General features: G+C 54.0%; 15 protein-coding genes, 2 tRNA genes, 2 rRNA genes and 1 riboswitch. Of the genes, 14 read left to right on the top strand and 5 right to left on the bottom strand.

What is annotated here, in order from left to right; translation table 11 throughout:
* Positions 1 to 129 precede the first annotated feature (129 nt).
* The gene (gene metF / locus AC6I8K_RS18240; RefSeq protein WP_483816436.1) at positions 130 to 1,026 is read left to right on the top strand and encodes a methylenetetrahydrofolate reductase; all 897 of its coding nucleotides are present in this window, start codon (positions 130 to 132) and stop codon (positions 1,024 to 1,026) included.
* 75 nt (positions 1,027 to 1,101) lie between these two features.
* Here metF and ppc read toward each other — a convergent pair whose 3' ends face one another.
* Together ppc and argE are read right to left on the bottom strand one after the other, a co-directional pair.
* Positions 1,102 to 3,753 (bottom strand): phosphoenolpyruvate carboxylase, encoded by a 2,652-nt coding sequence (gene ppc, locus AC6I8K_RS18235; protein ID WP_483816435.1) that lies wholly within the window; start codon positions 3,751 to 3,753, stop codon positions 1,102 to 1,104.
* Positions 3,754 to 4,006: 253 nt separating this feature from the next.
* Positions 4,007 to 5,155, bottom strand: a complete 1,149-nt coding sequence (argE, locus tag AC6I8K_RS18230) for an acetylornithine deacetylase (protein WP_007885409.1) — start codon at positions 5,153 to 5,155, stop codon at positions 4,007 to 4,009.
* A 169-nt stretch (positions 5,156 to 5,324) separates the two neighbouring features.
* Here argE and argC point away from each other — a divergent pair, with 169 nt between their 5' ends.
* The 4 genes from argC to argH all read left to right on the top strand — a co-directional run bounded on the left by argC (position 5,325) and on the right by argH (position 9,802).
* A complete protein-coding gene (gene argC, locus AC6I8K_RS18225; RefSeq protein ID WP_064741479.1) occupies positions 5,325 to 6,329 on the top strand; it encodes an N-acetyl-gamma-glutamyl-phosphate reductase in 1,005 nt (334 codons plus the stop codon).
* Between the two features lie 15 nt (positions 6,330 to 6,344).
* Positions 6,345 to 7,118: an acetylglutamate kinase gene (gene argB / locus AC6I8K_RS18220; protein WP_064741478.1), complete on the top strand. Its 774-nt coding sequence runs from the start codon at positions 6,345 to 6,347 to the stop codon at positions 7,116 to 7,118.
* Positions 7,119 to 7,132: 14 nt separating this feature from the next.
* The gene (locus AC6I8K_RS18215) at positions 7,133 to 8,350 is read left to right on the top strand and encodes an argininosuccinate synthase (RefSeq protein ID WP_497827178.1); all 1,218 of its coding nucleotides are present in this window, start codon (positions 7,133 to 7,135) and stop codon (positions 8,348 to 8,350) included.
* A 75-nt stretch (positions 8,351 to 8,425) separates the two neighbouring features.
* Positions 8,426 to 9,802, top strand: coding sequence for an argininosuccinate lyase (argH, locus tag AC6I8K_RS18210; protein WP_497827177.1), 1,377 nt, complete (start codon positions 8,426 to 8,428; stop codon positions 9,800 to 9,802).
* Positions 9,803 to 9,985: 183 nt separating this feature from the next.
* Here argH and AC6I8K_RS18205 read toward each other — a convergent pair whose 3' ends face one another.
* Complete coding sequence (locus AC6I8K_RS18205) at positions 9,986 to 10,720, bottom strand: glutathione peroxidase (RefSeq protein WP_497827176.1); 735 nt, start codon at positions 10,718 to 10,720, stop codon at positions 9,986 to 9,988.
* Between the two features lie 128 nt (positions 10,721 to 10,848).
* Between AC6I8K_RS18205 and oxyR the strand changes: the two genes are divergently transcribed.
* Positions 10,849 to 11,766 (top strand): DNA-binding transcriptional regulator OxyR, encoded by a 918-nt coding sequence (oxyR, locus tag AC6I8K_RS18200; RefSeq protein ID WP_064741474.1) that lies wholly within the window; start codon positions 10,849 to 10,851, stop codon positions 11,764 to 11,766.
* Here the strand turns inward: oxyR and sthA are convergent.
* On the bottom strand, positions 11,749 to 13,149 hold the full coding sequence (gene sthA, locus AC6I8K_RS18195) for a Si-specific NAD(P)(+) transhydrogenase (RefSeq protein ID WP_497827175.1): 1,401 nt from the start codon (positions 13,147 to 13,149) through the stop codon (positions 11,749 to 11,751). The two genes, oxyR and sthA, sit on opposite strands and share 18 nt — an antisense overlap.
* Before the next feature lie 194 nt (positions 13,150 to 13,343).
* On the opposite strand from sthA, the gene fabR reads away from it, so the two are divergent.
* Entirely contained in the window at positions 13,344 to 13,988 is a 645-nt protein-coding gene (gene fabR, locus AC6I8K_RS18190; RefSeq protein WP_064741472.1) for an HTH-type transcriptional repressor FabR, read from the top strand.
* Positions 13,989 to 14,006: 18 nt separating this feature from the next.
* Positions 14,007 to 14,360 (top strand): YijD family membrane protein, encoded by a 354-nt coding sequence (locus AC6I8K_RS18185; protein ID WP_497827174.1) that lies wholly within the window; start codon positions 14,007 to 14,009, stop codon positions 14,358 to 14,360.
* 123 nt (positions 14,361 to 14,483) lie between these two features.
* Here the strand turns inward: AC6I8K_RS18185 and trmA are convergent, their stop codons facing one another.
* Entirely contained in the window at positions 14,484 to 15,587 is a 1,104-nt protein-coding gene (trmA, locus tag AC6I8K_RS18180) for a tRNA (uridine(54)-C5)-methyltransferase TrmA (protein WP_483816430.1), read from the bottom strand.
* A gap of 112 nt (positions 15,588 to 15,699) precedes the next feature.
* A riboswitch (cobalamin riboswitch) is annotated at positions 15,700 to 15,881 on the top strand.
* Positions 15,882 to 15,949: 68 nt separating this feature from the next.
* On the opposite strand from trmA, the gene btuB reads away from it, so the two are divergent.
* The 6 genes from btuB to AC6I8K_RS18150 all read left to right on the top strand — a co-directional run bounded on the left by btuB (position 15,950) and on the right by AC6I8K_RS18150 (position 24,047).
* Positions 15,950 to 17,836 (top strand): TonB-dependent vitamin B12 receptor BtuB, encoded by a 1,887-nt coding sequence (gene btuB, locus AC6I8K_RS18175; protein WP_497827173.1) that lies wholly within the window; start codon positions 15,950 to 15,952, stop codon positions 17,834 to 17,836.
* Positions 17,781 to 18,632, top strand: coding sequence for a glutamate racemase (gene murI, locus AC6I8K_RS18170; protein ID WP_483816428.1), 852 nt, complete (start codon positions 17,781 to 17,783; stop codon positions 18,630 to 18,632). Before btuB ends, murI begins: the two co-directional genes overlap by 56 nt.
* A gap of 395 nt (positions 18,633 to 19,027) precedes the next feature.
* Positions 19,028 to 20,569 (top strand): 16S ribosomal RNA (locus AC6I8K_RS18165).
* A gap of 73 nt (positions 20,570 to 20,642) precedes the next feature.
* Positions 20,643 to 20,719: transfer RNA gene (locus AC6I8K_RS18160), tRNA-Ile, on the top strand.
* A 142-nt stretch (positions 20,720 to 20,861) separates the two neighbouring features.
* A tRNA-Ala gene (locus AC6I8K_RS18155) sits at positions 20,862 to 20,937 on the top strand.
* A gap of 201 nt (positions 20,938 to 21,138) precedes the next feature.
* Positions 21,139 to 24,047 (top strand): 23S ribosomal RNA (locus AC6I8K_RS18150).
* Together the 16S and 23S rRNA genes with 2 tRNA genes alongside form the textbook arrangement of a ribosomal RNA operon.
* Positions 24,048 to 24,083: the final 36 nt, after the last annotated feature.

Here is a 24,083-nt window from a genome sequence, read left to right as displayed (position 1 = left end):
GTCACGCCTGTTCATTAATTTTCTGTTGACGCTAGCGCGCTAATCGTTCATTTTGTGCATCTGGACGTCTAAACGTATGGATGTTCACGGTCCGCAAAATAACCGATATGTGATGACGAGGTAATCAGGATGAGTTTCTTTCACGCCAATCAACGCGAAGCGTTGAACCAGAGCCTGGCTGAGCTAAATGGGCAAATTAATGTCTCTTTCGAATTTTTCCCGCCACGTACCAGCGAAATGGAAGAAACTCTGTGGAGCTCAATTGATCGACTGAGCAGCCTGAAACCTAAATTCGTCTCCGTGACCTACGGCGCCAACTCGGGCGAGCGCGATCGTACGCACAGCATCATTAAAGGCATTAAAGATCGTACCGGTCTGGAAGCGGCACCTCATCTGACCTGCATAGATGCTACACGCGATGAGCTGCGGGGGATCGCACGTGATTACTGGGATAGCGGCATTCGTCATATCGTGGCACTGCGCGGGGATTTACCGCCGGGCAGCGGTAAACCGGAAATGTACGGTTCCGATCTGGTTGAACTGCTGAAAGACGTTGGCGATTTCGATATCTCTGTCGCGGCCTATCCCGAAGTGCATCCCGAAGCGAAAAGCGCGCAGGCTGATCTGATTAACCTGAAGCGTAAAATTGATGCCGGTGCTAACCGCGCGATCACGCAGTTCTTCTTCGACGTTGAAAGCTATCTGCGCTTTCGCGATCGCTGTGTTGCAACGGGTATTGATGTGGAAATCGTGCCGGGCATTTTGCCGGTTTCTAACTTCAAGCAGCTACAACGCTTCGCCACCATGACTAACGTGCGTGTGCCGGGCTGGATGAGCGCAATGTTTGAAGGTCTGGATAACGATCCGGAAACGCGCAAAATGGTCGGCGCGAGCGTCGCCATGGACATGGTGAAAATCCTGTCGCGCGAAGGCGTGAAGGATTTCCATTTCTATACGTTGAACCGCGCCGAGTTGAGTTACGCCATTTGCCACACGCTGGGCGTGCGTCCGGCAATTAATGTGTAATGTACCCGGTCGCCATAAATAGCGACCCTACAAAAAAGGAGCCAGAGGGCTCCTTTTTCACATTATGTCAGTAGATTAACCGGTATTACGCATACCTGCTGCAACACCTGCGATGGTCACCATCAGCGCTTGCTCAACGCGTGCATCCGGCTCATCACCACGCTCTTCCTGGGCACGCGAACGATGCAGCAGTTCAGCCTGCAACACGTTCAGCGGATCGGTATAGACGTTTCGCAGCGCGATAGATTCGGCAATCCACGGTTGGTCAGCCATCAGATGCGCATCGTTGGCGATGGTCAGCACCGCTTTGATATCTGCATCCAGTTGATCGCGTAACTGTTTGCCAAGCGGCCACAGTGATTTATCCACCAGACGCTGATCGTAGTACTCTGCCAGCCACAAATCGGCTTTCGAGAATACCATCTCCAGCATACCCAGGCGCGTTGAGAAGAACGGCCAGTCGCGGCACATGGTTTCCAGTTCATCCTGATGACCTTCATCCATCGCTTTTTGCAGCGCAGCACCGGCACCGAGCCAGGCTGGCAGCATGAGGCGGTTCTGCGTCCAGGCGAAAATCCACGGAATGGCACGCAACGATTCCACACCGCCGGTTGGGCGACGCTTAGCCGGACGTGAGCCCAGCGGCAGTTTGCCCAGCTCCTGTTCTGGCGTGGCCGAGCGGAAATAGGGCACGAAGTCCGGATTTTCACGCACATAACCGCGATACATCGCGCAAGAGTGCGCCGAAAGACCGTTCATGATCTCCTGCCATTCGCGTTTAGGTTCCGGCGGTGGCAGCAGGTTGGCTTCCAGGATGGCGCCAGTGTACAGCGACAGGCTGGCGATGGTGACTTCTGGCAGACCGTATTTGAAGCGAATCATCTCGCCCTGTTCGGTGACGCGCAGGCCACCTTTCAGGCTGCCCGGCGGTTGTGATAACAGCGCGGCATGGGCTGGCGCGCCGCCACGACCGATTGAGCCGCCGCGTCCGTGGAACAGCGTTAGCGTGATGCCCGCGCTCTCACACGTTTTGATTAGCGCGTCCTGCGCCTGATATTGCGCCCAGCTGGCCGCCATCACACCGGCATCTTTCGCCGAGTCAGAATAGCCAATCATCACCATCTGTTTGCCATTGATAAAGCCACGATACCAATCGATGCTCAGCAATTGGGTCATCACGTCGTTGGCGTTGTTCAGGTCATCAAGGGTTTCAAACAGCGGCGCCACCGGCATTGCGTAAGGAATACCGGCTTCTTTCAGCAGCAGATGTACCGCCAGCACGTCCGACGGCGTTTTTGCCATTGAGATCACGTAGGAGGCAATCGAACCCTGCGGCGCTTCGGCCACCACTTTGCAGGTATCGAGCACTTCGCGCGTCTCATCACCGGGTTCCCACTGATGCGGCAACAGCGGACGTTTAGAATTCAGTTCGCGAATCAGGAAGGCTTGTTTATCGGCTTCTGACCAGCTTTCGTAATCACCAAGGCCGAGATAGCGCGTCACTTCCGCAATTGCCTGAGTATGGCGGGTGCTCTCCTGGCGGATATCAATACGCACTAATGGCACGCCGAAACATTTCACGCGGCGCAGCGTATCCAGCAGCTGGCCATTGGCGATGATGCCCATGCCGCACTGTTGCAGAGATTGATAGATCGCAAACAGCGGATCCCACAGCTGATCGTTAGAAACCAGCAGATCGGCTGGACGCGGCAGGCGCTCACCTTTAAGACGACGGCCCAGATAGGCTTGCGTGGTCATCAGCTGGCTGCGGATACGTTTGAGCACCATACGATAAGGCTCCAGCGCTTCGGGATCGCCGCATAGCTCGCGCACTTCGTCGCTACACTCGGACATCGACAGCTCAGAAACCAGCACGCCGATATCACGCAGGAACAGGTCTGCGGCTTTCCAGCGACTCAACTGCATCGCATGGCGGGTAATCGGCGCGGTGACGTTCGGGTTACCGTCACGGTCGCCGCCCATCCAGGACGTAAACTTAATCGGCACGAAATCGACCGGCAGCTTGATGCCAAAGCTCTCTTCGACTTGTTCGTTCAACTCACGCAGGAAAGCTGGCACGCCTTGCCACAGGCTGTTTTCCACCACGGCAAAGCCCCATTTGGCTTCATCGATTGGCGTTGGGCGATATTTGCGGATTTCGTCAGTATGCCAGGCTTGCGCCACCAGCTGACGCAGACGGCGCATTACTTGCGTACGCTCGTAGTCAGAGATATCGCTGTGATCGAGCTGCTGCAAACAGCTATTCACTTCGCCCAGCATGTGAATCAGTGTGCGGCGGGTAATTTCGGTGGGGTGCGCAGTCAGCACCAGTTCCAGTGACAGCTCTTCAATCGATTGGCGGATAGCCGCTTCGCTGATATCACCTTGCTGTTTCAGACGCTCAAAGGTCTTTTTCAACAGTTCAGGATGGTTCGCGCCATCGCCGCTACGGGAAATGGTTTGATACTGTTCAGCCACGTTGGTGAGATTAAGGAACTGGCTAAACGCACGTGCTACTGGCAGCAGCTCGTCATTCGACAGATTTTGCAGCGTGGTCAGCAGTTCCTGACGATGGGTGTCATTTCCCGCACGGGATGACTTAGAGAGTTTACGGATGGTCTCCACCTGGTCGAGGATGTTCTCTCCTAGTGCATCCTTAATCGTATCCCCGAGCAGTTTGCCGAGCATACTGACATTACTTCGCATTGCGGAATATTGTTCGTTCATTGGACCCTGACACCCTCATCATCTTTTTAAATATCCCCACGGGAATTATCCACGGGCATAACATCGTCTTTTATCTAGCCACGTATCTTCCTGCACGTCAATTGCCTTAAATCTGCGTAAATGTGCTGCTAAATGACGGAAATTCAAAGAATTTGCTTGCAGCGAAGCGAGATAAGTTATTCTTATTATCAAATCCCGAACAATGACGGGGCAATTTGCTGATTTAACAGTGAAATGCCCCATCTGTTGCTCATCAATGACAAAAATGCTGCACGACTTGGGTGATAAGCGCATGAGTCGGCTTGATAAATGCAGTATCAATAAACTCATCTGGCTGGTGGGCTTGATTGATCGATCCCGGGCCTAAAACCAGCGTTGGGCACAATTGCTGGATAAAAGGCGCTTCGGTGCAATAGTTCACCACTTCAGTTGGCACGCCCAGCAACTTCTCCACCACTTGCACCAGCTCATGATCGGCCGGGCATTCGTAGCCTGGAATCGGCGGATGCAGCTCGCCCACGGTTAAACGTCCTGGCCAGCGCGCGCTGACCGGCGCCAGCGCGTCATTCAGCAGACCATCTAAATCGCTCAGGGTTAAGCCCGGCAGCGGACGAATATCCATGTGCAGCTCACAGCAGGCGCAGATGCGGTTGGCCGCGTCGCCACCGTGAATATGGCCAAAGTTCATGGTTGGATACGGAATGGCAAAACCATCGTGGTTGTAACGTTCTTTCAGGGTGTTACGCAGCTGCATAAGCTGAGTGATGGATTCATGCATCAGCTCAATGGCGTTCACGCCGCGCGATGGGTCGCTGGAGTGGCCTGATTGTCCCTGAATACGAATCACATTCGACAGATGACCTTTATGAGCGCGCACCGGCTTGAGCGAGGTGGGCTCGCCGATGATGGCGCAATCTGGACGCAACTGGGTTGATTCAGAGAAATACTTCGCGCCCGCCATGGTGGTCTCTTCATCGGCAGTGGCGAGGATGTAGAGCGGCTTGCTAAGTTTGGTCACGTCAACGTCACGCAGCGCATCCAGAATAAAGGCGAAGAAGCCTTTCATATCGGCGGTGCCCAAGCCGTATAGCTTGTTGTCATGTTCTGTCAGCGTAAAGGGATCGCGCGTCCAGCGGCCATCATCGTAAGGCACGGTGTCGGTATGACCGGCGAGTAACAGACCGCCTGCGCCCAATCCACTGCGTGCCAGCATGTTGAATTTATGCCGCGTGCCAGGCACCGGCTGCACTTCTACACTGAAGCCAATATCGCGGAACCAGCCGGCCAGCAAATTGATTAAAGTTTCATTACTCTGATCCAGTGCGCTGTCGGTTGCGCTGATTGATGGCGTGGCAATCAACTGGCGGTAGAGTTCGATAAAAGGTGGTAATTTTGTCTTCACTGTTGACGGTCCTTGGGTTAGGATGTATCAATATTCATGCATTAATAGTGAATAAAAATACAATAACGTCGCTTGCATGTGAAGCATCAAATCTTCTGCAAACGGCATTCTGGGCAACGGGGCAAGGCCGCGACCCGATACGTGTGACTGTAATAAGGTATACAGCCTGATGTTGAATACGCTGATCGTTGGTGCCAGTGGTTACGCTGGCGTAGAGCTTGCCACCTACCTGAATCGCCATCCGCATATGAACATAACCGCTTTGGCGGTTTCAGCGCAAAGCCCGGATGCCGGAAAGTTATTGTCGGATTTGCATCCGCAGCTCAAAGGCATTGTTGATTTACCGTTGCAGCCGTTGAGCGATGCCGCTGAATGGGCCGATAAAGTGGATGTGGTATTTCTCGCCACGGCCCACGAAGTCAGCCACGATCTGGCACCCGAATTCCTTAAAGCAGGTTGCGTGGTGTTTGATCTCTCCGGCGCGTTCCGCGTCAACGACGATGCTTTTTATACGCAATATTACGGTTTCAGCCATCAGCATCAGGATTGGCTGGACAAGGCGGTTTACGGCCTGGCTGAATGGCAGCACGACAAAATTAAAGATGCGGAACTGGTTGCGGTGCCGGGTTGCTACCCAACCGCAGCACAGCTGTCGCTGAAACCGCTGATCGCAGCGGGCCTGCTTAACGATGCACAGTGGCCGGTGATCAATGCCACTAGCGGCGTAAGCGGCGCAGGGCGTAAAGCCAATGTGGCGACCAGCTTCTGTGAAGTGAGCTTGCAGCCTTACGGCCTGTTTAATCACCGTCATCATCCGGAAATCGTGGCGCATCTCGGCACGCCAGTGATCTTCACGCCACATCTGGGCAGCTTCCCGCGCGGTATTTTGTCGACCACCACCTGCCGCCTGAAAGCGGGCGTGACGCAGCAGGATGTCGCCGATGCCTTCCATCACGCTTACCACGACAAGCCGCTGGTGCGCGTGTATGACAAAGGTGTTCCGGCGCTGAAAGCGGTGGTCGGTTTGCCGTTCTGCGACATCGGCTTCGCCATGCAAGGTGAACACCTGATTGTGGTCGCTGCCGAAGATAACTTGCTGAAAGGTGCCTCATCGCAGGCGGTTCAGTGTTTGAACATTCGTTTCGGCTTCCCCGAAACGCTGTCTCTGATTTAACCAACGGATAACGCAATGAATCCATTAATCATTAAACTGGGTGGCGTGCTGCTGGATAGCGAAGAAGCGCTGGCCCGTCTGTTTGATGCCCTGCTGGCGTATCGCAATGAACATCAGCGTCCGCTGATCATTGTGCACGGCGGCGGTTGCGTGGTGGACGAGCTGATGAAGAAGCTCGCGCTGCCGGTGAAAAAGAAGAACGGTTTGCGCGTGACGCCAGCCGATCAGATTGACATTATTACCGGTGCGTTAGCCGGTACCGCCAACAAAACGCTGCTGGCGTGGGCGAAGAAATATGGCATCGGCGCAGTGGGTTTGTGCCTGGGCGATGCCGGTTTGGTCAATGTTGCGCAGTTCGATGAAGAGCTGGGACACGTTGGCAACGCCACGCCAGGTAATCCGGCGTTGGTGAATACGTTGCTGGCCGCGGGCTACATGCCGGTCATCAGCTCAATTGGCATCACCGACGGCGGCGCGTTGATGAACGTCAATGCCGACCAGGCTGCGACCGCGCTGGCCGCGACCCTCGGTGCCGATTTAGTGCTGTTGTCTGACGTCAGCGGTATTCTCGACGGCAAAGGTCAGCGCATCGAAGAGATGACCGCCGCGAAAGCGGAACAGCTGATCGCCCAGGGCATTATTACCGATGGCATGATCGTGAAAGTGAATGCGGCGCTTGATGCGGCACGTACGCTCGGTCGCCCGGTGGATATCGCCAGCTGGCGTCATGCTGAACAACTGCCAACCCTTTTCAACGGCGTGTCGATTGGCACCCGGATTCTCGCATAATCAAGGATTAAGACATGAGCACGCAAAACATCAAAAAAATCGTTCTGGCCTACTCAGGCGGCCTCGATACTTCCGCCATCATTCCATGGTTGAAAGAGAACTACGGCGGCTGTGAAGTGGTGGCGTTTGTGGCGGATATCGGCCAGGAACGTGGCGATCTGGAAGGCGTTGAGAAGAAAGCGCTGCAGTCAGGTGCTTCTGAGTGCCACGTAGTTGACCTGCGTGAAGAGTTCATCAGCGAATACGTTTATCCGGTACTGCAGACCGGCGCCCTGTACGAAGGCACTTACCTGCTGGGTACCTCAATGGCGCGTCCAATCATCGCTAAAGCCCAGGTTGAGCTGGCACTGAAAGTGGGCGCAGATGCGCTGTGCCACGGCGCAACCGGTAAAGGTAACGATCAGGTGCGTTTCGAAACCACCTACACCGCGCTGGCACCCCAGCTGAAAGTGGTTGCGCCATGGCGTGAATGGAACCTGCGTTCGCGTGAAGCGCTGCTGGATTACCTGAAAGAGCGCAATATCCCGACCACCGCGTCGCTGGAAAAAATCTACAGCCGTGATGAGAACGCATGGCACATCTCTACCGAAGGCGGCGTGCTGGAAAGCCCAGCCAATGCACCAAACAAAGATTGCTGGGTGTGGACCGTTGATCCGCTGGAAGCGCCCGATCAGCCAGAAAACGTGACGGTAACCGTCGAGAAAGGCCGCGTGGTTGCCGTAAATGGCGAGAAGCTGAGCCCGTTCCAGTGCCTGGAAAAACTCAACGTGCTGGGTGCGAAACACGGCGTGGGTCGTATCGACATCGTAGAAAACCGTCTGGTGGGAATCAAGTCTCGCGGCTGCTACGAAACCCCGGGTGGCACCATCATGGTGAATGCGCTGCGTGCGGTTGAACAGCTGGTGCTGGATCGCGATAGCTTCAAATGGCGTGAGCAGCTGGGCCATGAAATGTCTTACGTGGTTTACGATGGCCGCTGGTTCGCGCCGCTGCGTAAATCGATCCAGGCTGCTGCCGAATCGCTGGCAGAAGAGGTGAACGGCGAAGTGGTACTGCAGCTGTACAAAGGCCAAGCCACCGCGACGCAGAAAACGTCCCCTAACAGCCTGTACTCAGAAGAGTTCGCCACCTTTGGCGAAGACGAAGTTTACGATCACCGTCATGCGGGCGGCTTTATCCGTCTGTTCTCGCTCTCTTCACGCATTCGCGCGCTGAACGAGCAGAAGAAGTAATACCGCGGCAATCGACATATTTTGCAAGGGCGGCTTCGGGCCGCCTTTTCTATAACGGATTCAGGAGTAATTCAGATGGCACTTTGGGGCGGACGTTTTTCGCAGGCAGCAGACCAACGGTTTAAACAGTTCAACGACTCGCTGCGTTTTGACTATCGCCTGGCCGAGCAAGACATTACCGGCTCGATTGCCTGGTCAAAAGCGCTGGTCACGGTCAACGTGCTGACCCATGACGAGCAGCAACAGCTGGAAAGCGCGTTGAATGAACTGCTGGCCGAGGTGCGCGCCAATCCTGAGCAGATTCTGCAAAGCGATGCGGAAGATATTCACAGCTGGGTCGAAGGCAAGCTGATCGATAAAGTGGGTGCGTTGGGTAAGAAATTGCACACCGGCCGTAGCCGTAACGATCAGGTCGCGACCGATCTGAAACTGTGGTGCAAAGAGCAAGTTGCCGTGCTGCTGGACGCCACGCGCGAACTGCAATCGGCGCTGGTTACCACCGCCGCAGCCAATCAGGATGCAGTGATGCCCGGCTACACGCACCTTCAACGTGCGCAGCCGGTGACCTTCGCGCATTGGTGCCTGGCGTACGTTGAGATGCTGGCGCGTGATGAAAGCCGTTTGCAAGATGCACTGAAGCGTATGGATGTCAGCCCGCTGGGTTGCGGTGCGCTGGCTGGCACGGCGTATGAAATCGATCGTCAGCAGCTGGCGGGCTGGTTAGGTTTTGCCTCTGCGACGCGTAATAGCCTCGATACCGTTTCCGATCGCGATCACGTGCTGGAGCTGCTGTCAGACGCCTCGATTGGCATGGTGCATCTGTCGCGCTTTGCTGAAGACCTGATTTTCTTCAACACCGGTGAAGCAGGCTTCCTTGAGCTGTCTGATAAAGTCACTTCCGGTTCCTCGCTGATGCCACAGAAGAAAAATCCGGATGCGCTGGAGCTGATTCGTGGCAAATGCGGTCGTGTGCAAGGTGCGCTGACTGGCATGATGATGACGCTGAAAGGTTTACCGCTGGCGTACAACAAAGATATGCAGGAAGACAAAGAAGGGCTGTTCGATGCACTCGATACCTGGCTCGACTGCCTGCACATGTCGGTGTTGGTGCTGGATGGCATTCAGGTAAAACGTCCACGTTGCCAGGAAGCCGCTGAGCAGGGCTATGCCAACTCGACTGAGCTGGCCGATTATCTGGTGGCGAAAGGCGTACCGTTCCGCGAAGCACACCACATTGTGGGTGAAACCGTGGTGGAAGCGATCAAGCAAGGCGTGGCGCTGGAAGCACTCACGCTGGCGCAGTTAAAGCAGTTTAGCGCGGTGATTGAAGATGATGTCTATCCGATTCTGTCGCTGCAATCCTGCCTGGATAAGCGTAATGCACAGGGCGGCGTCTCGCCGCAGCAGGTCGCCTTTGCTATCGGCGAAGCCCAGAAGCGCCTAAGTGCGTAAATCGGTGCGCATAAATGCGCACCCTACGTTGTAGGGTCGCCATTCATGGCGACCGGGCAAGTTCAGAGCAAAAAAAAAGCGGGCACCTCTTCGGTAGCCCGCTAACCTCTAGCTTCGGAATTACATATTGTTATAGGCACATCATCAAGGGCAGGCCACTCCCGGCCAGCACAGTGATTGGTTTTAAGCAGATTGCAGGTACTGCTCCAGATCGTCGCTCCCGCCAATATGACGACCACCGATAAATACCTGAGGCACCGTGGCGCGGCCTGATACGGCGCGCAGACTCACGGTTGTGGCATCTTGCCCCAGGACAATTTCTTCAAACGCAATGCTGCGATCAATCAGCAGCTGTTTCGCTTTCGTACAGAATGGGCAACCCGGCTTGGTAAAGAGCGACACAGACTCCTGCACTTTAAATTCGGGGGCCAGATAACGCAGCAGCGTATCGGCATCTGACACTTCAAACGGATCGCCCGGCTTGCTGGGTTCGACAAACATCTTCTCGATAATGCCGTTGCGCACCAGCATGGAATAACGCCATGAGCGCGGACCAAATCCAACGTCCGCTTTTTCCACCAGCATATTCATGCCGCGGGTGAAGTCGCCATTGCCGTCCGGGATAAAGGTGATATGTTCAGCGCGCTGATCGGCTTTCCACGCATTCATGACAAAAGTATCGTTCACTGACACGCACAGAATGCTGTCGACACCGTGCTGTGCAAAGGTGCTAAACAACTCGTTGTAGCGCGGCAGGTGGCTCGATGAGCAGGTCGGCGTAAACGCACCCGGCAGCGAGAACACAATAACGGTTTTGTCTTTGAACAGTTCATCAGTCGTGATATCAACCCAGCGATCGCTCTGACGCGTGTGAAAGGTGACCTGCGGTACGGCTTTGCCTTCCTGGCTTGCGAACATATCTTCTCCTCAAAATTCAATGGTCTTAATCAGATGAGGCGTATTATTCCCGCTGGCGCCTTGATAGGGCTAATCGTTCATTGCTATTCTATCTATCGCCACGGGCTATCGTGGTTTGGAGGATTTCAATGAATATTCGTGATCTCGAATACCTGGTTTCACTGGCGGAGCATCGCCATTTCCGGCGTGCAGCTGACGCCTGTCATGTCAGCCAGCCCACCTTAAGTGGACAGATTCGCAAGCTAGAAGATGAACTTGGTGTGATGCTGCTGGAACGTACCAGCCGTAAAGTGTTGTTTACTCAGGCTGGATTGTTGCTGGTGGATCAGGCGCGCACCGTGCTGCGCGAAGTGAAAGTGCTGAAGGAGATGGCGAGCCAGCAGGGCGAAGCGATGTCTGGACCGCTGCATATTGGTTTGATTCCGACCACTGGGCCGTATCTGCTGCCGCATATCATCCCGATGCTGCATAAGACCTTCCCCAAACTCGAAATGTACCTACACGAAGCGCAGACGCAGCAACTGCTGGCTCAGCTCGACAGCGGCAAGCTGGATTGTGCGATTGTGGCATTGGTGAAAGAGAGCGAAGCCTTTATTGAGGTGCCGCTGTTTGATGAGCCCATGACGCTGGCGGTGTATGCCGATCATCCGTGGCGCGATCGCGATCGCGTGCCGATGTCGGATCTGGCCGGTGAGAAATTGCTGATGCTGGAAGATGGCCACTGCTTGCGCGATCAGGCGATGGGTTTCTGCTTCGAAGCCGGTGCCGATGAAGATACGCATTTCCGCGCCACCAGCCTGGAAACGCTGCGCAACATGGTGGCCGCCGGAAGCGGTATCACCTTGCTACCTGCGCTGTCCGTGCCAAACGAACGCGTGCGTGATGGCGTCTGCTATCTGCCGTGCTACAAGCCTGTTCCGCAGCGCACCATCGCATTGGTGTATCGTCCAGGATCGCCTCTGCGCAGCCGCTATGAGCAACTGGCAGAAGCAATCAAAACCCACATGCAGGGTTACCTGAACACGACGTTAAAACAGGCGGTTTAAGCCGTTTAACGCTGCCACGCGATAGGCTTCGGCCATAGTGGGGTAGTTGAAGGTGGTATTCACGAAGTACTCAATCGTGTTGCCGCCGTTCTTCTGTTCCATGATGGCCTGGCCGATGTGAATGATTTCCGCGGCACGCTCACCAAAGCAGTGAATCCCCAAAATCTCTTTGGTTTCACGGTGGAACAGAATCTTCAGGCTGCCCACGTGCATGCCTACAATCTGCGCACGCGCCAGATGTTTAAACTGCGCACGACCCACTTCATACGGCACTTTCATCGCAGTGAGCTGCTGTTCCGTTTTGCCCACAGAACTGATCTCTGGAATGGTATAAATCCCGGTAGGAATATCCTCGATCAGATGCGCGGTGGCTTCACCTTTGATGATCGCCTGCGCGGCAATGCGGCCCTGATCGTAAGCGGCAGAAGCCAGGCTTGGATAACCAATCACGTCGCCGACGGCATAGATGTGCGGCTGTGCGGTTTGATACATGCTGTTTACTTTCAGCAGGCCACGTCCGTCCGCTTCCAGCCCCACGTTTTCCAGCGCCAGTGAATCGGTGTTACCGGTACGACCATTCGCGTACAGCAGGCAATCGGCTTTCACTTTTTTGCCCGATTTCAGGTGAATAATCACTCCGTCTTCAACGCCTTCAATCTTCTCAAACTCTTCGTTGTGACGAATCACCACGCCGCTGTTCCAGAAGTGATAGGAGAGCGAATCTGACATCTCCTGATCGAGGAATGCCAGCAGACGATCGCGGGTATTGATCAGGTCAACTTTGACGTTCAGACCGCGGAAAATCGACGCATATTCACAGCCAATCACGCCAGCGCCATAAATGATCACGTGGCCAGGTTCATGGTGCAGGTTGAGGATGGAGTCGGAATCGTAAACGCGTGGGTGGGTAAAATCGACATCCGCTGGATGATACGGACGGGAACCACAGGCGATAACGAATTTCTCGGCGGTTAAGCGCTCGCGAGTGCCGTCGGGTTGTTCCACTTCGATGGTGTTGGCATCAACAAATCGGGCATCGCCCTGATAAAGTTCACAGCGGTTGCGCTCGTAGAAGCCCTGACGCATCGCGGTTTGCTGACTGATAACGTTCTCGGTGTGGTTCAGAATATCGGCGAATGAGGAGCGCAGGAGTCGAGTGTGATCGCTGTAAAGTGGGTTTTGATTGAACTCGATAATACGGCTGACAGCGTGGCGCAGGGCTTTGGAAGGGATGGTTCCCCAGTGAGTACAACCGCCGCCGATGTTATGGTAGCGTTCGATCACTGCAATACGCGCTCCCTGCTTCACCAGCCCCATCGCCGCACCTTCGCCGCCCGGACCGGAGCCAATCACAATGGCATCGTAATCGTAAGACTTTTGCATACCAATACGTCCTATTTTTTTATCACATTTTTACAACGAGATTCTAACATCTCGCCGCGCACATCTGAATTCTAACAGCGTAAATTGCTGAAGTTTGACAAAGCGTGAGGTTCACAGGCGTTCACAAAGTTTGCACCGCTGTACGCTGAAAAGTTTGTTATAGTGCCTGCCAAATCACCTAAAAGGCCGGGAAAATGGGCGTCAGAGCGCTACAAAAAGAACGTACACGACGTTCACTGATTGAAGCTGCCTTCAGTCAGTTAAGTGCAGAAAGGAGTTTTGCCAGCCTGAGTTTGCGTGAAGTCGCACGCGAAGCGGGGATTGCGCCGACCTCATTTTATCGCCATTTCCGCGATGTCGACGAACTGGGCTTGACCATGGTCGACGAAAGCGGCTTGATGTTGCGTCAATTAATGCGCCAGGCGCGCCAGCGTATTGCCAAGGGCGGCAGCATCATCAAAACCTCGGTGGCAACTTTTATGGAGTTCATCGGGAACAATCCCAACGCTTTTCGGCTCTTACTACGCGAACGATCCGGAACGTCGGCGGCATTTCGTGCCGCCGTTGCCCGAGAGATCCAGCACTTTATCGCTGAACTGGCGGATTATCTTGAGCTGGAAAATCGCATGCCGCGCAGCTTCACCGAAGCGCAGGCCGAAGCGATGGTGACGATTGTGTTTAGTGCAGGCGCCGAAGCGTTGGACGTTGATCTCGAACAGCGTCGTAAGCTTGAAGATCGCCTGGTGTTACAGCTGCGCATGATCGCCAAAGGCGCTTATTACTGGTATCGCCGGGAGCAAGAGCGACTGTCGGTTACCCTGGAAAAAAACGAAGAGTAATGTGACAAGGATAATGAAATGATTGAGCAAAACCCACGCGATAAAGGAACGCTTTTATTGGCTTTTATCACCGGTTTAGCGATCAACGGCTCCTTCTCGGTGCTGTTCAGCACGTTTGTTCCCTTTTCGATATTCCCGTTGATCGCGCTTGGCCTTGCGGCCTGGTGTTTGCATCAGCGTTATCTCAACCGCAACATGCCAGACGGCATGCCTTCCCTGGCGGCGGCATTCTTCCTGCTGGGCATTTTGGTCTATAGCGCGCTGGTGCGGGCAGAATACCCGGATATCGGCTCCAACTTTATTCCTACCATTCTGATGGTGGCGCTGGTGTTCTGGATTGGCATGCGCTTTCACCGTAAGAATAGAAACTAAGTTTTCGGTGCGCATGAATGCGCACCCTACAAAATCGACGCATAAATGCGCACCCTACAAAACCGACGCATGACGCACCGGTTTTGTCGGGTCGCCATTTTTGGCGACCAATCCATTCTGCTCTCAGACTTTGCGCGTCAGCAGCACGCCGCATTCCATATGATGGGTATAGGGGAACTGATCAAACAGCGCCAGACGCGTGACGTCATGCGTTTCACCCAGCACCGCGAGATTGTCGCACAGCGTTTGTGGATTGCAGGAGATATAAATGATGTGTGGGTAGGCCTGCACCATCTTCACGGTTTCCTCATCCAGCCCGCTGCGCGGCGGATCGACAAAAATGGTTTCGCACTGATAACTCTGCAGGTCGATACCTTCTAAGCGATTGAAGCTGCGTACGCCATTCATAGCCTGAGTAAATTCTTCGGCGGCCATACGAATAATCTGTACGTTATCAATATGATTAGCGGCAATGTTGTATTGCGCGGATGCCACTGACGGCTTGGCAATTTCCGTGGCCAACACGCGGCGGAAGTTACGCGCGAGTGCCAGCGAGAAGTTGCCATTACCGCAGTAAAGTTCCAGCAGATCGCCGCGCGAATCCTTAGTCACATCCAGCGCCCACTCCAGCATCTGAATATTCATCGCCGCGTTTGGCTGGGTGAAGCTGTTCTCCACCTGACGATAAATCATCTCTTTCCCAGCGATCGGCAAGCGCTCATCGACGTAATCGCGATCAAGGCAGATTTTAGTTTTGGTGGCGCGGCCAATCAGTTGCACATCAAAGCCTTCAGCACGCAAGTTGTCGCGCAGCGTGCTGGCGGCGGCAGTCCACTCCTCTTCCAGCTTGCGGTGATAGAGCAGCGAGATGACAATCTGATTGCTCATGGTCGATAAGTAATCAATCTGGAACAGCTTAAAACGCAGCGCACGGTTGTCGCGGATCGCCGCGATCAGTTTTGGCATCAGCTGGTTGATTAATTCACTGGCCGCCGGGAATTGATCGACGCGGATACGTTGCTTGGTCTGTTGATCAAAGATGATGTGGTAGAGATCGTCACCGTCGTGCCAGATGCGGAATTCGGCGCGCATCCGATAGTGGCTGACCGGCGAACGGAACACCTCCACGTCGGGCGCGGCAAAGGGCACCATCATCGCCTGTAAGCGGCTGACTTTTTCCGCCAGTTGCGCGTCGTATTGTTCAATCGGGAGCTGTTCGGGTGTCATCTTTAATCCTGGTAATAAGCTGGCTTGCCGGGCGATTGTAGGCATTCAACTGCTGATGTCCAGCCCTGCGGAAAACAAGATGGCTGGAAGTCTGGATTTCCGGCCTTCCTGGCCGTAGACTGCGCCTGCCGGCCTCCTTGAGTTAAAAGGGAATCCAGTGTGAATCTGGAGCTGACGCGCAGCGGTAAAGAATGTCGTGGTGATGGCACTTATAAACACTGTCCTGCCGGATGGGAAGTTTTTCACCATTTATGATTCTCAGCCCGAAGACCTGCCGGTGTGACGTCGCAATACATACGACCATCGCGAGCTATTGGTTGTAGTCGTGCGGCATCCTGCTTCGTCTTTTGGATGCTATAACAATGAAAAAAACACATGCTTCGCTGTTTGCCTTCAGTGCAACGGCGTTGTCTTTCTGGGCGCAATTTGGCTACGCGCAGCAGAATGATGGTACGCAAATCGTCACCGCTAACCGCTTCGCACAGCCGGTGTCGTCGGTGCTGGCTTCTACGTCTGTTGTCACCCGTGACGAGATCGATCAGTGGCAATCTAAGAACCTGCTGGAAGTGTTGCGTCGCTTGCCGGGCGTGGATATCGCGCAAAGCGGCGGCATTGGGCAAAGCGCTTCGATGTATGTGCGTGGTTCGGAAGCGCGCCATACGCTGATTCTGGTTGATGGTGTGCCGTTCTCCAAACCCGGTATTACCGGCGTTGCTGACTTCAACCAAATCCCTGTTTCAATCATCCAGCGCGTTGAGTTCATTCGCGGCCCGCGTTCTGCCGTTTACGGCGCAGATGCGATTGGCGGTGTGGTGAATGTCATTACGCGAAACCCGAATAATCAAAACTCGCTGACCGCTGGCTTTGGTTCGAAGGGTTATCAGGAATATAGCGGCGGCATCAATCAAAATGTCACGGACCAGACGCGCGTAACGGTGGCGGGTTCTTATCAGGCGACTAATGGCTACAACGTTCAACCGGGCTCAACGTCTCCAACCGATCGCGATCGGGATGGCTGGCGCAATAAGGCGTTCTGGGCTGGCGTTGATCATAAGTTTAATGACACGTTTTCTGGCTTCTTTCGCGGTTATGGCTATGCCGCGAACTCAGATTATGATGCGGGCTATGTCGGTGGTCAGGATGAGCAGCAAATCTATAATCACTCGTTTGATACCGGTCTGCGCTTTAATAAAGAGGATTACTCCTCGCAGCTGACCGCCAGTTATCAGAAGTACAAAATCTATAATTACGTTGGGTCTGACGGCCGCTATGCGGATTCCAATAGCCTGGATGATATGGAACAGCGCAACCTGCAGTGGGGCAACACCTTTGCGGTGGGGCATGGCATGGTTAGCGCCGGTCTGGATTGGCAGCAGCAGAAACTGAGCTCGGTTGGACAACTCTATTCTGGCGCACCGCGTGATGAAGATGGATACAAGCAAGATAACACGGGTGCTTACCTGACGGCGCAGCAGCAGTTTGGCAATGTTACGCTTGAAGGTTCGGCGCGTGGCGATGACAACCAAGACTTTGGTCGTCATGGCACCTGGCAAACCGCTGCGGGTTGGGAGTTTGTGCCGGGCTATAAAGCTTCACTCTCTTACGGTACAGGTTTCCAGGCGCCGACATTAGGTCAACTATATGGTCTGAAGCGTTTTGGTATCAGTTCTAATCCCGATCTGAACCCTGAGAAATCAAAGCAGTGGGAAGCCGCGTTAGAAGGTTTAACGGGAGCGGTTAATTGGCGTGTTGCGGCGTATCACAACAAGGTTAGCAATCTTATTACCTATGCTTCCGATCCTGTGACTTTTGAGGGCGGCTATTACAATGAAAAAGCCGTTACGCTAAAAGGTATTGAAGCCACCGCTGATTTTGATACCCGCTTCCTTCATCATCAGATCACCCTGGGTTATCTGGATGCTCGTCGTGATTCAGATGGTGAAACGCTGGCGCGTCGCGCGCGTGAGCAAGCCAAATATCAGCTGGGTATGACGGTGTATGACGTTGATATCGATGTCATCTACCAGTACTTCGGTAAGCGCTACGACAACAACACCAGCGAATATGCCAGCGAGCAACGTCGTTTATCGAGTTACAGCACGGTAGATCTCGCTGTCTCGTATCCGGTCACATCACAGCTCACCGTTCGTGGTAGAATTGCCAACCTGTTCGATAAAGATTATGAGACAGCGTATGGCTATCCAACTCCAGGAACGGAGTATTACCTCAGCGCCAGCTACAGCTTCTGATCTGCGTCCCACCGTGCTGGTGTTTGACTCCGGCGTCGGTGGGCTTTCCGTTTATGATGAGGTCCGGCATTTACTGCCGGATCTTCACTATCTCTACGCCTTCGATAATGAAGGTTTCCCGTACGGCGAAAAATCCGAAGACTTTATTGTCGAGCGTGTGGTGGCGGTGGTGACGGCTATCACCCAGCGTTTCCCACTTGCGCTGGTGATCATCGCTTGTAACTCGGCCAGCACCATCTCTTTGCCGGCTCTGCGTGAGCGCTTCGAATTCCCGGTTGTGGGTGTGGTGCCTGCCATTAAACCTGCTGCGCGCTTGACGCGTAATGGCGTGGTGGGATTACTGGCCACGCGTGGCACGGTGAAACGTCCATATACGCATGAGTTAGTGGCGCAATTTGCCCGGGACTGCAAAATCGAAATGCTCGGTTCGGCGGAGCTGGTGGAACTGGCGGAAGCCAAGCTGCATGGCGAAGATGTTGAACTGGCAGATGTGCGCCGCGCTGTGCAACCCTGGCTACGTATGAAAGAGCCACCTGATACCGTGGTGCTGGGTTGTACGCATTTCCCTTTATTGCGGGATGAACTGCAGTTGGTCATGCCGGAAGGGACCAGGCTGGTGGATTCGGGTGCGGCTATTGCGCGTCGTACCGTCTGGTTATTAGAGCATGAAGCACCGCAGGCGGTTTCATCCGGACAGAATGTAGCGTTCTGTACGCGTATGGATGATGAAGTGACGAAATTGTCACCGATTTTGCAGCGTTATGGCTTCCCGTTGCTGGAAAAATTAGCAGTTTAGCCGCGTTTCGACGAAAAAATCAGCACTCGAAAATTAATTTGAAATTAGCACTTGTCAGCCCCGAAGAAATCCCTATACTGCGCCTCCACTGACACGGAACAACGGCTTACGAAGCGATGTGTTCAGGAGGTAGTCTTCAAGGCAACCTTCAGAAAAGCAAAAATAAATGCTTGACTGAGAATGCGGAAAGCGTAATATACGCATCCCGCGCCGCTAGAGAAATCGCGGCATGCTCTTTAACAATTTATCAGACAATCTGTGTGGGCACTCGCAGGATTGATATCAGCGTCTCCGGACGCAAAAAAATATCAAGTCTCACGAGTGAACACATAATGAAATTCATTATGACGTTTTACAGATGAGCATCGCTGCACTCGTTGCAGCAAATCAAACTTAAATTGAAGAGTTTGATCATGGCTCAGATTGAACGCTGGCGGCAGGCCTAACACATGCAAGTCGAACGGTAGCACAGAGGAGCTTGCTCCTTGGGTGACGAGTGGCGGACGGGTGAGTAATGTCTGGGAAACTGCCCGATGGAGGGGGATAACTACTGGAAACGGTAGCTAATACCGCATAACGTCGCAAGACCAAAGTGGGGGACCTTCGGGCCTCACACCATCGGATGTGCCCAGATGGGATTAGCTAGTAGGTGGGGTAATGGCTCACCTAGGCGACGATCCCTAGCTGGTCTGAGAGGATGACCAGCCACACTGGAACTGAGACACGGTCCAGACTCCTACGGGAGGCAGCAGTGGGGAATATTGCACAATGGGCGCAAGCCTGATGCAGCCATGCCGCGTGTATGAAGAAGGCCTTCGGGTTGTAAAGTACTTTCAGCGGGGAGGAAGGCGGTGAGGTTAATAACCTTACCGATTGACGTTACCCGCAGAAGAAGCACCGGCTAACTCCGTGCCAGCAGCCGCGGTAATACGGAGGGTGCAAGCGTTAATCGGAATTACTGGGCGTAAAGCGCACGCAGGCGGTCTGTCAAGTCGGATGTGAAATCCCCGGGCTTAACCTGGGAACTGCATTCGAAACTGGCAGGCTAGAGTCTTGTAGAGGGGGGTAGAATTCCAGGTGTAGCGGTGAAATGCGTAGAGATCTGGAGGAATACCGGTGGCGAAGGCGGCCCCCTGGACAAAGACTGACGCTCAGGTGCGAAAGCGTGGGGAGCAAACAGGATTAGATACCCTGGTAGTCCACGCCGTAAACGATGTCGACTTGGAGGTTGTTCCCTTGAGGAGTGGCTTCCGGAGCTAACGCGTTAAGTCGACCGCCTGGGGAGTACGGCCGCAAGGTTAAAACTCAAATGAATTGACGGGGGCCCGCACAAGCGGTGGAGCATGTGGTTTAATTCGATGCAACGCGAAGAACCTTACCTACTCTTGACATCCAGAGAACTTAGCAGAGATGCTTCGGTGCCTTCGGGAACTCTGAGACAGGTGCTGCATGGCTGTCGTCAGCTCGTGTTGTGAAATGTTGGGTTAAGTCCCGCAACGAGCGCAACCCTTATCCTTTGTTGCCAGCGGTTCGGCCGGGAACTCAAAGGAGACTGCCAGTGATAAACTGGAGGAAGGTGGGGATGACGTCAAGTCATCATGGCCCTTACGAGTAGGGCTACACACGTGCTACAATGGCGCATACAAAGAGAAGCGACCTCGCGAGAGCAAGCGGACCTCATAAAGTGCGTCGTAGTCCGGATCGGAGTCTGCAACTCGACTCCGTGAAGTCGGAATCGCTAGTAATCGTAGATCAGAATGCTACGGTGAATACGTTCCCGGGCCTTGTACACACCGCCCGTCACACCATGGGAGTGGGTTGCAAAAGAAGTAGGTAGCTTAACCTTCGGGAGGGCGCTTACCACTTTGTGATTCATGACTGGGGTGAAGTCGTAACAAGGTAACCGTAGGGGAACCTGCGGTTGGATCACCTCCTTACCTGAAGATACCTTCCCGCGTAGTGCTCACACAGATTGTCTGATAGAAAGTAACGAGCAGAAAAAACCTCTACAGGCTTGTAGCTCAGGTGGTTAGAGCGCACCCCTGATAAGGGTGAGGTCGGTGGTTCAAGTCCACTCAGGCCTACCAAATTTCTTCTCATGCTGCGTTAAAGCGCCGCTCGTATAGTGAACTATACGTCGCGACACTTTGCCTTGCCTGAAAAGAAATGACCGTTTGTAAAAGCGGGACTCCTGGTGAGTGGTAGTAGTGGTCTCTGCAGTAACTGTATGGGGCTATAGCTCAGCTGGGAGAGCGCCTGCCTTGCACGCAGGAGGTCAGCGGTTCGATCCCGCTTAGCTCCACCATTACAGTGACTCAAAACAATACTTCAGAGCGTGCCGGCAACGGCGTGCTGCGAAGTATTATGCTCTTTAACAATCCGGAACAAGCTGAAAATTGAAACGACGTGTTGGTTCATTTCTCCGTAATAAGAAATGAATAACGACATGTTCGAGTCTCTCAATGCCTGCAGTCTGCACGCGTTGCAAAACGCCTGTGGGTTGTGAGGTTAAGCGACTAAGCGTACACGGTGGATGCCCTGGCAGTCAGAGGCGATGAAGGACGTGCTAATCTGCGTAAAGCGTCGGTAAGGTGATATGAACCGCTACAGCCGACGATGTCCGAATGGGGAAACCCGGTGCACTCAGTGCATCATCGCAACATGAATACATAGTGTTGCGAGGCGAACCTGGGGAACTGAAACATCTAAGTACCCAGAGGAAAAGAAATCAACCGAGATTCCCCCAGTAGCGGCGAGCGAACGGGGAACAGCCCAGAACCTGAATCAGTTTGTGCGTTAGTGGAAGCGTCTGGAAAGTCGCGCGATACCGGGTGATAGCCCCGTACACGAAAGTGCACATTCTGTGAGTTCGAAGAGTAGGGCGGGACACGTGGTATCCTGTCTGAATATGGGGGGACCATCCTCCAAGGCTAAATACTCCTGACTGACCGATAGTGAACCAGTACCGTGAGGGAAAGGCGAAAAGAACCCCGGCGAGGGGAGTGAAACAGAACCTGAAACCGTGTACGTACAAGCAGTGGGAGCCTTCATTTATGGGGGTGACTGCGTACCTTTTGTATAATGGGTCAGCGACTTATATTCTGTAGCAAGGTTAACCGTATAGGGGAGCCGCAGGGAAACCGAGTCTTAACTGGGCGTTAAGTTGCAGGGTATAGACCCGAAACCCGGTGATCTAGCCATGGGCAGGTTGAAGGTTGGGTAACACTAACTGGAGGACCGAACCGACTAATGTTGAAAAATTAGCGGATGACTTGTGGCTGGGGGTGAAAGGCCAATCAAACCGGGAGATAGCTGGTTCTCCCCGAAAGCTATTTAGGTAGCGCCTCGTGAACTCATCTTCGGGGGTAGAGCACTGTTTCGGCTAGGGGGCCATCCCGGCTTACCAACCCGATGCAAACTGCGAATACCGAAGAATGTTATCACGGGAGACACACGGCGGGTGCTAACGTCCGTCGTGAAGAGGGAAACAACCCAGACCGCCAGCTAAGGTCCCAAAGTCATGGTTAAGTGGGAAACGATGTGGGAAGGCACAGACAGCCAGGATGTTGGCTTAGAAGCAGCCATCATTTAAAGAAAGCGTAATAGCTCACTGGTCGAGTCGGCCTGCGCGGAAGATGTAACGGGGCTAAACCATGCACCGAAGCTGCGGCAGCGACGCGTATGCGTTGTTGGGTAGGGGAGCGTTCTGTAAGCCGTTGAAGGTGTGCTGTGAGGCATGCTGGAGGTATCAGAAGTGCGAATGCTGACATAAGTAACGATAAAGCGGGTGAAAAGCCCGCTCGCCGGAAGACCAAGGGTTCCTGTTCAACGTTAATCGGAGCAGGGTGAGTCGACCCCTAAGGCGAGGCTGAAAAGCGTAGTCGATGGGAAGCAGGTTAATATTCCTGCACTTGGTGTTACTGCGAAGGGGGGACGGAGAAGGCTAGGTTATCCGGGCGACGGTTGTCCCGGTTTAAGCGTGTAGGCTGACACCTTTGGTAAATCCGGGGTGTCTTAAGGCTGAGGCGTGACGACGAGCCACCACGGTGGTGAAGTAACTGATGCCCTGCTTCCAGGAAAAGCCTCTAAGCTCCAGGTAACACGAAATCGTACCCCAAACCGACACAGGTGGTCAGGTAGAGAATACCAAGGCGCTTGAGAGAACTCGGGTGAAGGAACTAGGCAAAATGGTGCCGTAACTTCGGGAGAAGGCACGCTGGCGCGTAGGTGGAGGGACTTGCTCCCCGAGCCGAAGCCAGTCGAAGATACCAGCTGGCTGCAACTGTTTATTAAAAACACAGCACTGTGCAAACACGAAAGTGGACGTATACGGTGTGACGCCTGCCCGGTGCCGGAAGGTTAATTGATGGGGTTATCCGCAAGGAGAAGCTCTTGATCGAAGCCCCGGTAAACGGCGGCCGTAACTATAACGGTCCTAAGGTAGCGAAATTCCTTGTCGGGTAAGTTCCGACCTGCACGAATGGCGTAATGATGGCCAGGCTGTCTCCACCCGAGACTCAGTGAAATTGAAATCGCTGTGAAGATGCAGTGTACCCGCGGCAAGACGGAAAGACCCCGTGAACCTTTACTATAGCTTGACACTGAACATTGAGCCTTGATGTGTAGGATAGGTGGGAGGCTTTGAAGCGTGGACGCCAGTCTGCGTGGAGCCAACCTTGAAATACCACCCTTTAATGTTTGATGTTCTAACGTAGGCCCGTAATCCGGGCTGCGGACAGTGTCTGGTGGGTAGTTTGACTGGGGCGGTCTCCTCCCAAAGAGTAACGGAGGAGCACGAAGGTTGGCTAATCCTGGTCGGACATCAGGAGGTTAGTGCAATGGCATAAGCCAGCTTGACTGCGAGAGTGACGGCTCGAGCAGGTGCGAAAGCAGGTCATAGTGATCCGGTGGTTCTGAATGGAAGGGCCATCGCTCAACGGATAAAAGGTACTCCGGGGATAACAGGCTGATACCGCCCAAGAGTTCATATCGACGGCGGTGTTTGGCACCTCGATGTCGGCTCATCACATCCTGGGGCTGAAGTAGGTCCCAAGGGTACGGCTGTTCGCCGTTTAAAGTGGTACGCGAGCTGGGTTTAGAACGTCGTGAGACAGTTCGGTCCCTATCTGCCGTGGGCGCTGGAGAATTGAGGGGGGTTGCTCCTAGTACGAGAGGACCGGAGTGAACGCACCACTGGTGTTCGGGTTGTCATGCCAATGGCATTGCCCGGTAGCTAAGTGCGGAAAAGATAAGTGCTGAAAGCATCTAAGCACGAAACTTGCCCCGAGATGAGTTCTCCCTGACCCCTTGAGGGTCCTGAAGGGACGTTGAAGACTACGACGTTGATAGGCCGGATGTGTAAGCGCAGCGATGCGTTGAGCTAACCGGTACTAATGACCCGTGAGGCTTAACCTTACAACGCCAGAGGCGTTTTGGTCTGAGAGACCTGAT

This window comes from Pantoea sp. X-Soil-ISGK-421, assembly GCF_059730785.1.
The sequence above is the reverse complement of the archived record's forward strand: the minus strand, read 5'-3'. Positions and strand labels throughout refer to the sequence as shown.

Excerpts from the sequence above, each read along its gene's own strand:
- oxyR (WP_064741474.1), top strand. The coding sequence starts at position 10,849 with ATGAATATTCGTGATCTCGAATACCTGGTTTCACTGGCGGAGCATCGC.
- argC (WP_064741479.1), top strand. The coding sequence starts at position 5,325 with ATGTTGAATACGCTGATCGTTGGTGCCAGTGGTTACGCTGGCGTAGAG.
- murI (WP_483816428.1), top strand. The coding sequence starts at position 17,781 with ATGGCTATCCAACTCCAGGAACGGAGTATTACCTCAGCGCCAGCTACA.
- argB (WP_064741478.1), top strand. The coding sequence starts at position 6,345 with ATGAATCCATTAATCATTAAACTGGGTGGCGTGCTGCTGGATAGCGAA.
- AC6I8K_RS18205 (WP_497827176.1), bottom strand. The coding sequence starts at position 10,720 with ATGTTCGCAAGCCAGGAAGGCAAAGCCGTACCGCAGGTCACCTTTCAC.
- ppc (WP_483816435.1), bottom strand. The coding sequence starts at position 3,753 with ATGAACGAACAATATTCCGCAATGCGAAGTAATGTCAGTATGCTCGGC.
- btuB (WP_497827173.1), top strand. The coding sequence starts at position 15,950 with ATGAAAAAAACACATGCTTCGCTGTTTGCCTTCAGTGCAACGGCGTTG.
- trmA (WP_483816430.1), bottom strand. The coding sequence starts at position 15,587 with ATGACACCCGAACAGCTCCCGATTGAACAATACGACGCGCAACTGGCG.
- metF (WP_483816436.1), top strand. The coding sequence starts at position 130 with ATGAGTTTCTTTCACGCCAATCAACGCGAAGCGTTGAACCAGAGCCTG.
- fabR (WP_064741472.1), top strand. The coding sequence starts at position 13,344 with ATGGGCGTCAGAGCGCTACAAAAAGAACGTACACGACGTTCACTGATT.
- sthA (WP_497827175.1), bottom strand. The coding sequence starts at position 13,149 with ATGCAAAAGTCTTACGATTACGATGCCATTGTGATTGGCTCCGGTCCG.
- AC6I8K_RS18185 (WP_497827174.1), top strand. The coding sequence starts at position 14,007 with ATGATTGAGCAAAACCCACGCGATAAAGGAACGCTTTTATTGGCTTTT.
- argH (WP_497827177.1), top strand. The coding sequence starts at position 8,426 with ATGGCACTTTGGGGCGGACGTTTTTCGCAGGCAGCAGACCAACGGTTT.
- AC6I8K_RS18215 (WP_497827178.1), top strand. The coding sequence starts at position 7,133 with ATGAGCACGCAAAACATCAAAAAAATCGTTCTGGCCTACTCAGGCGGC.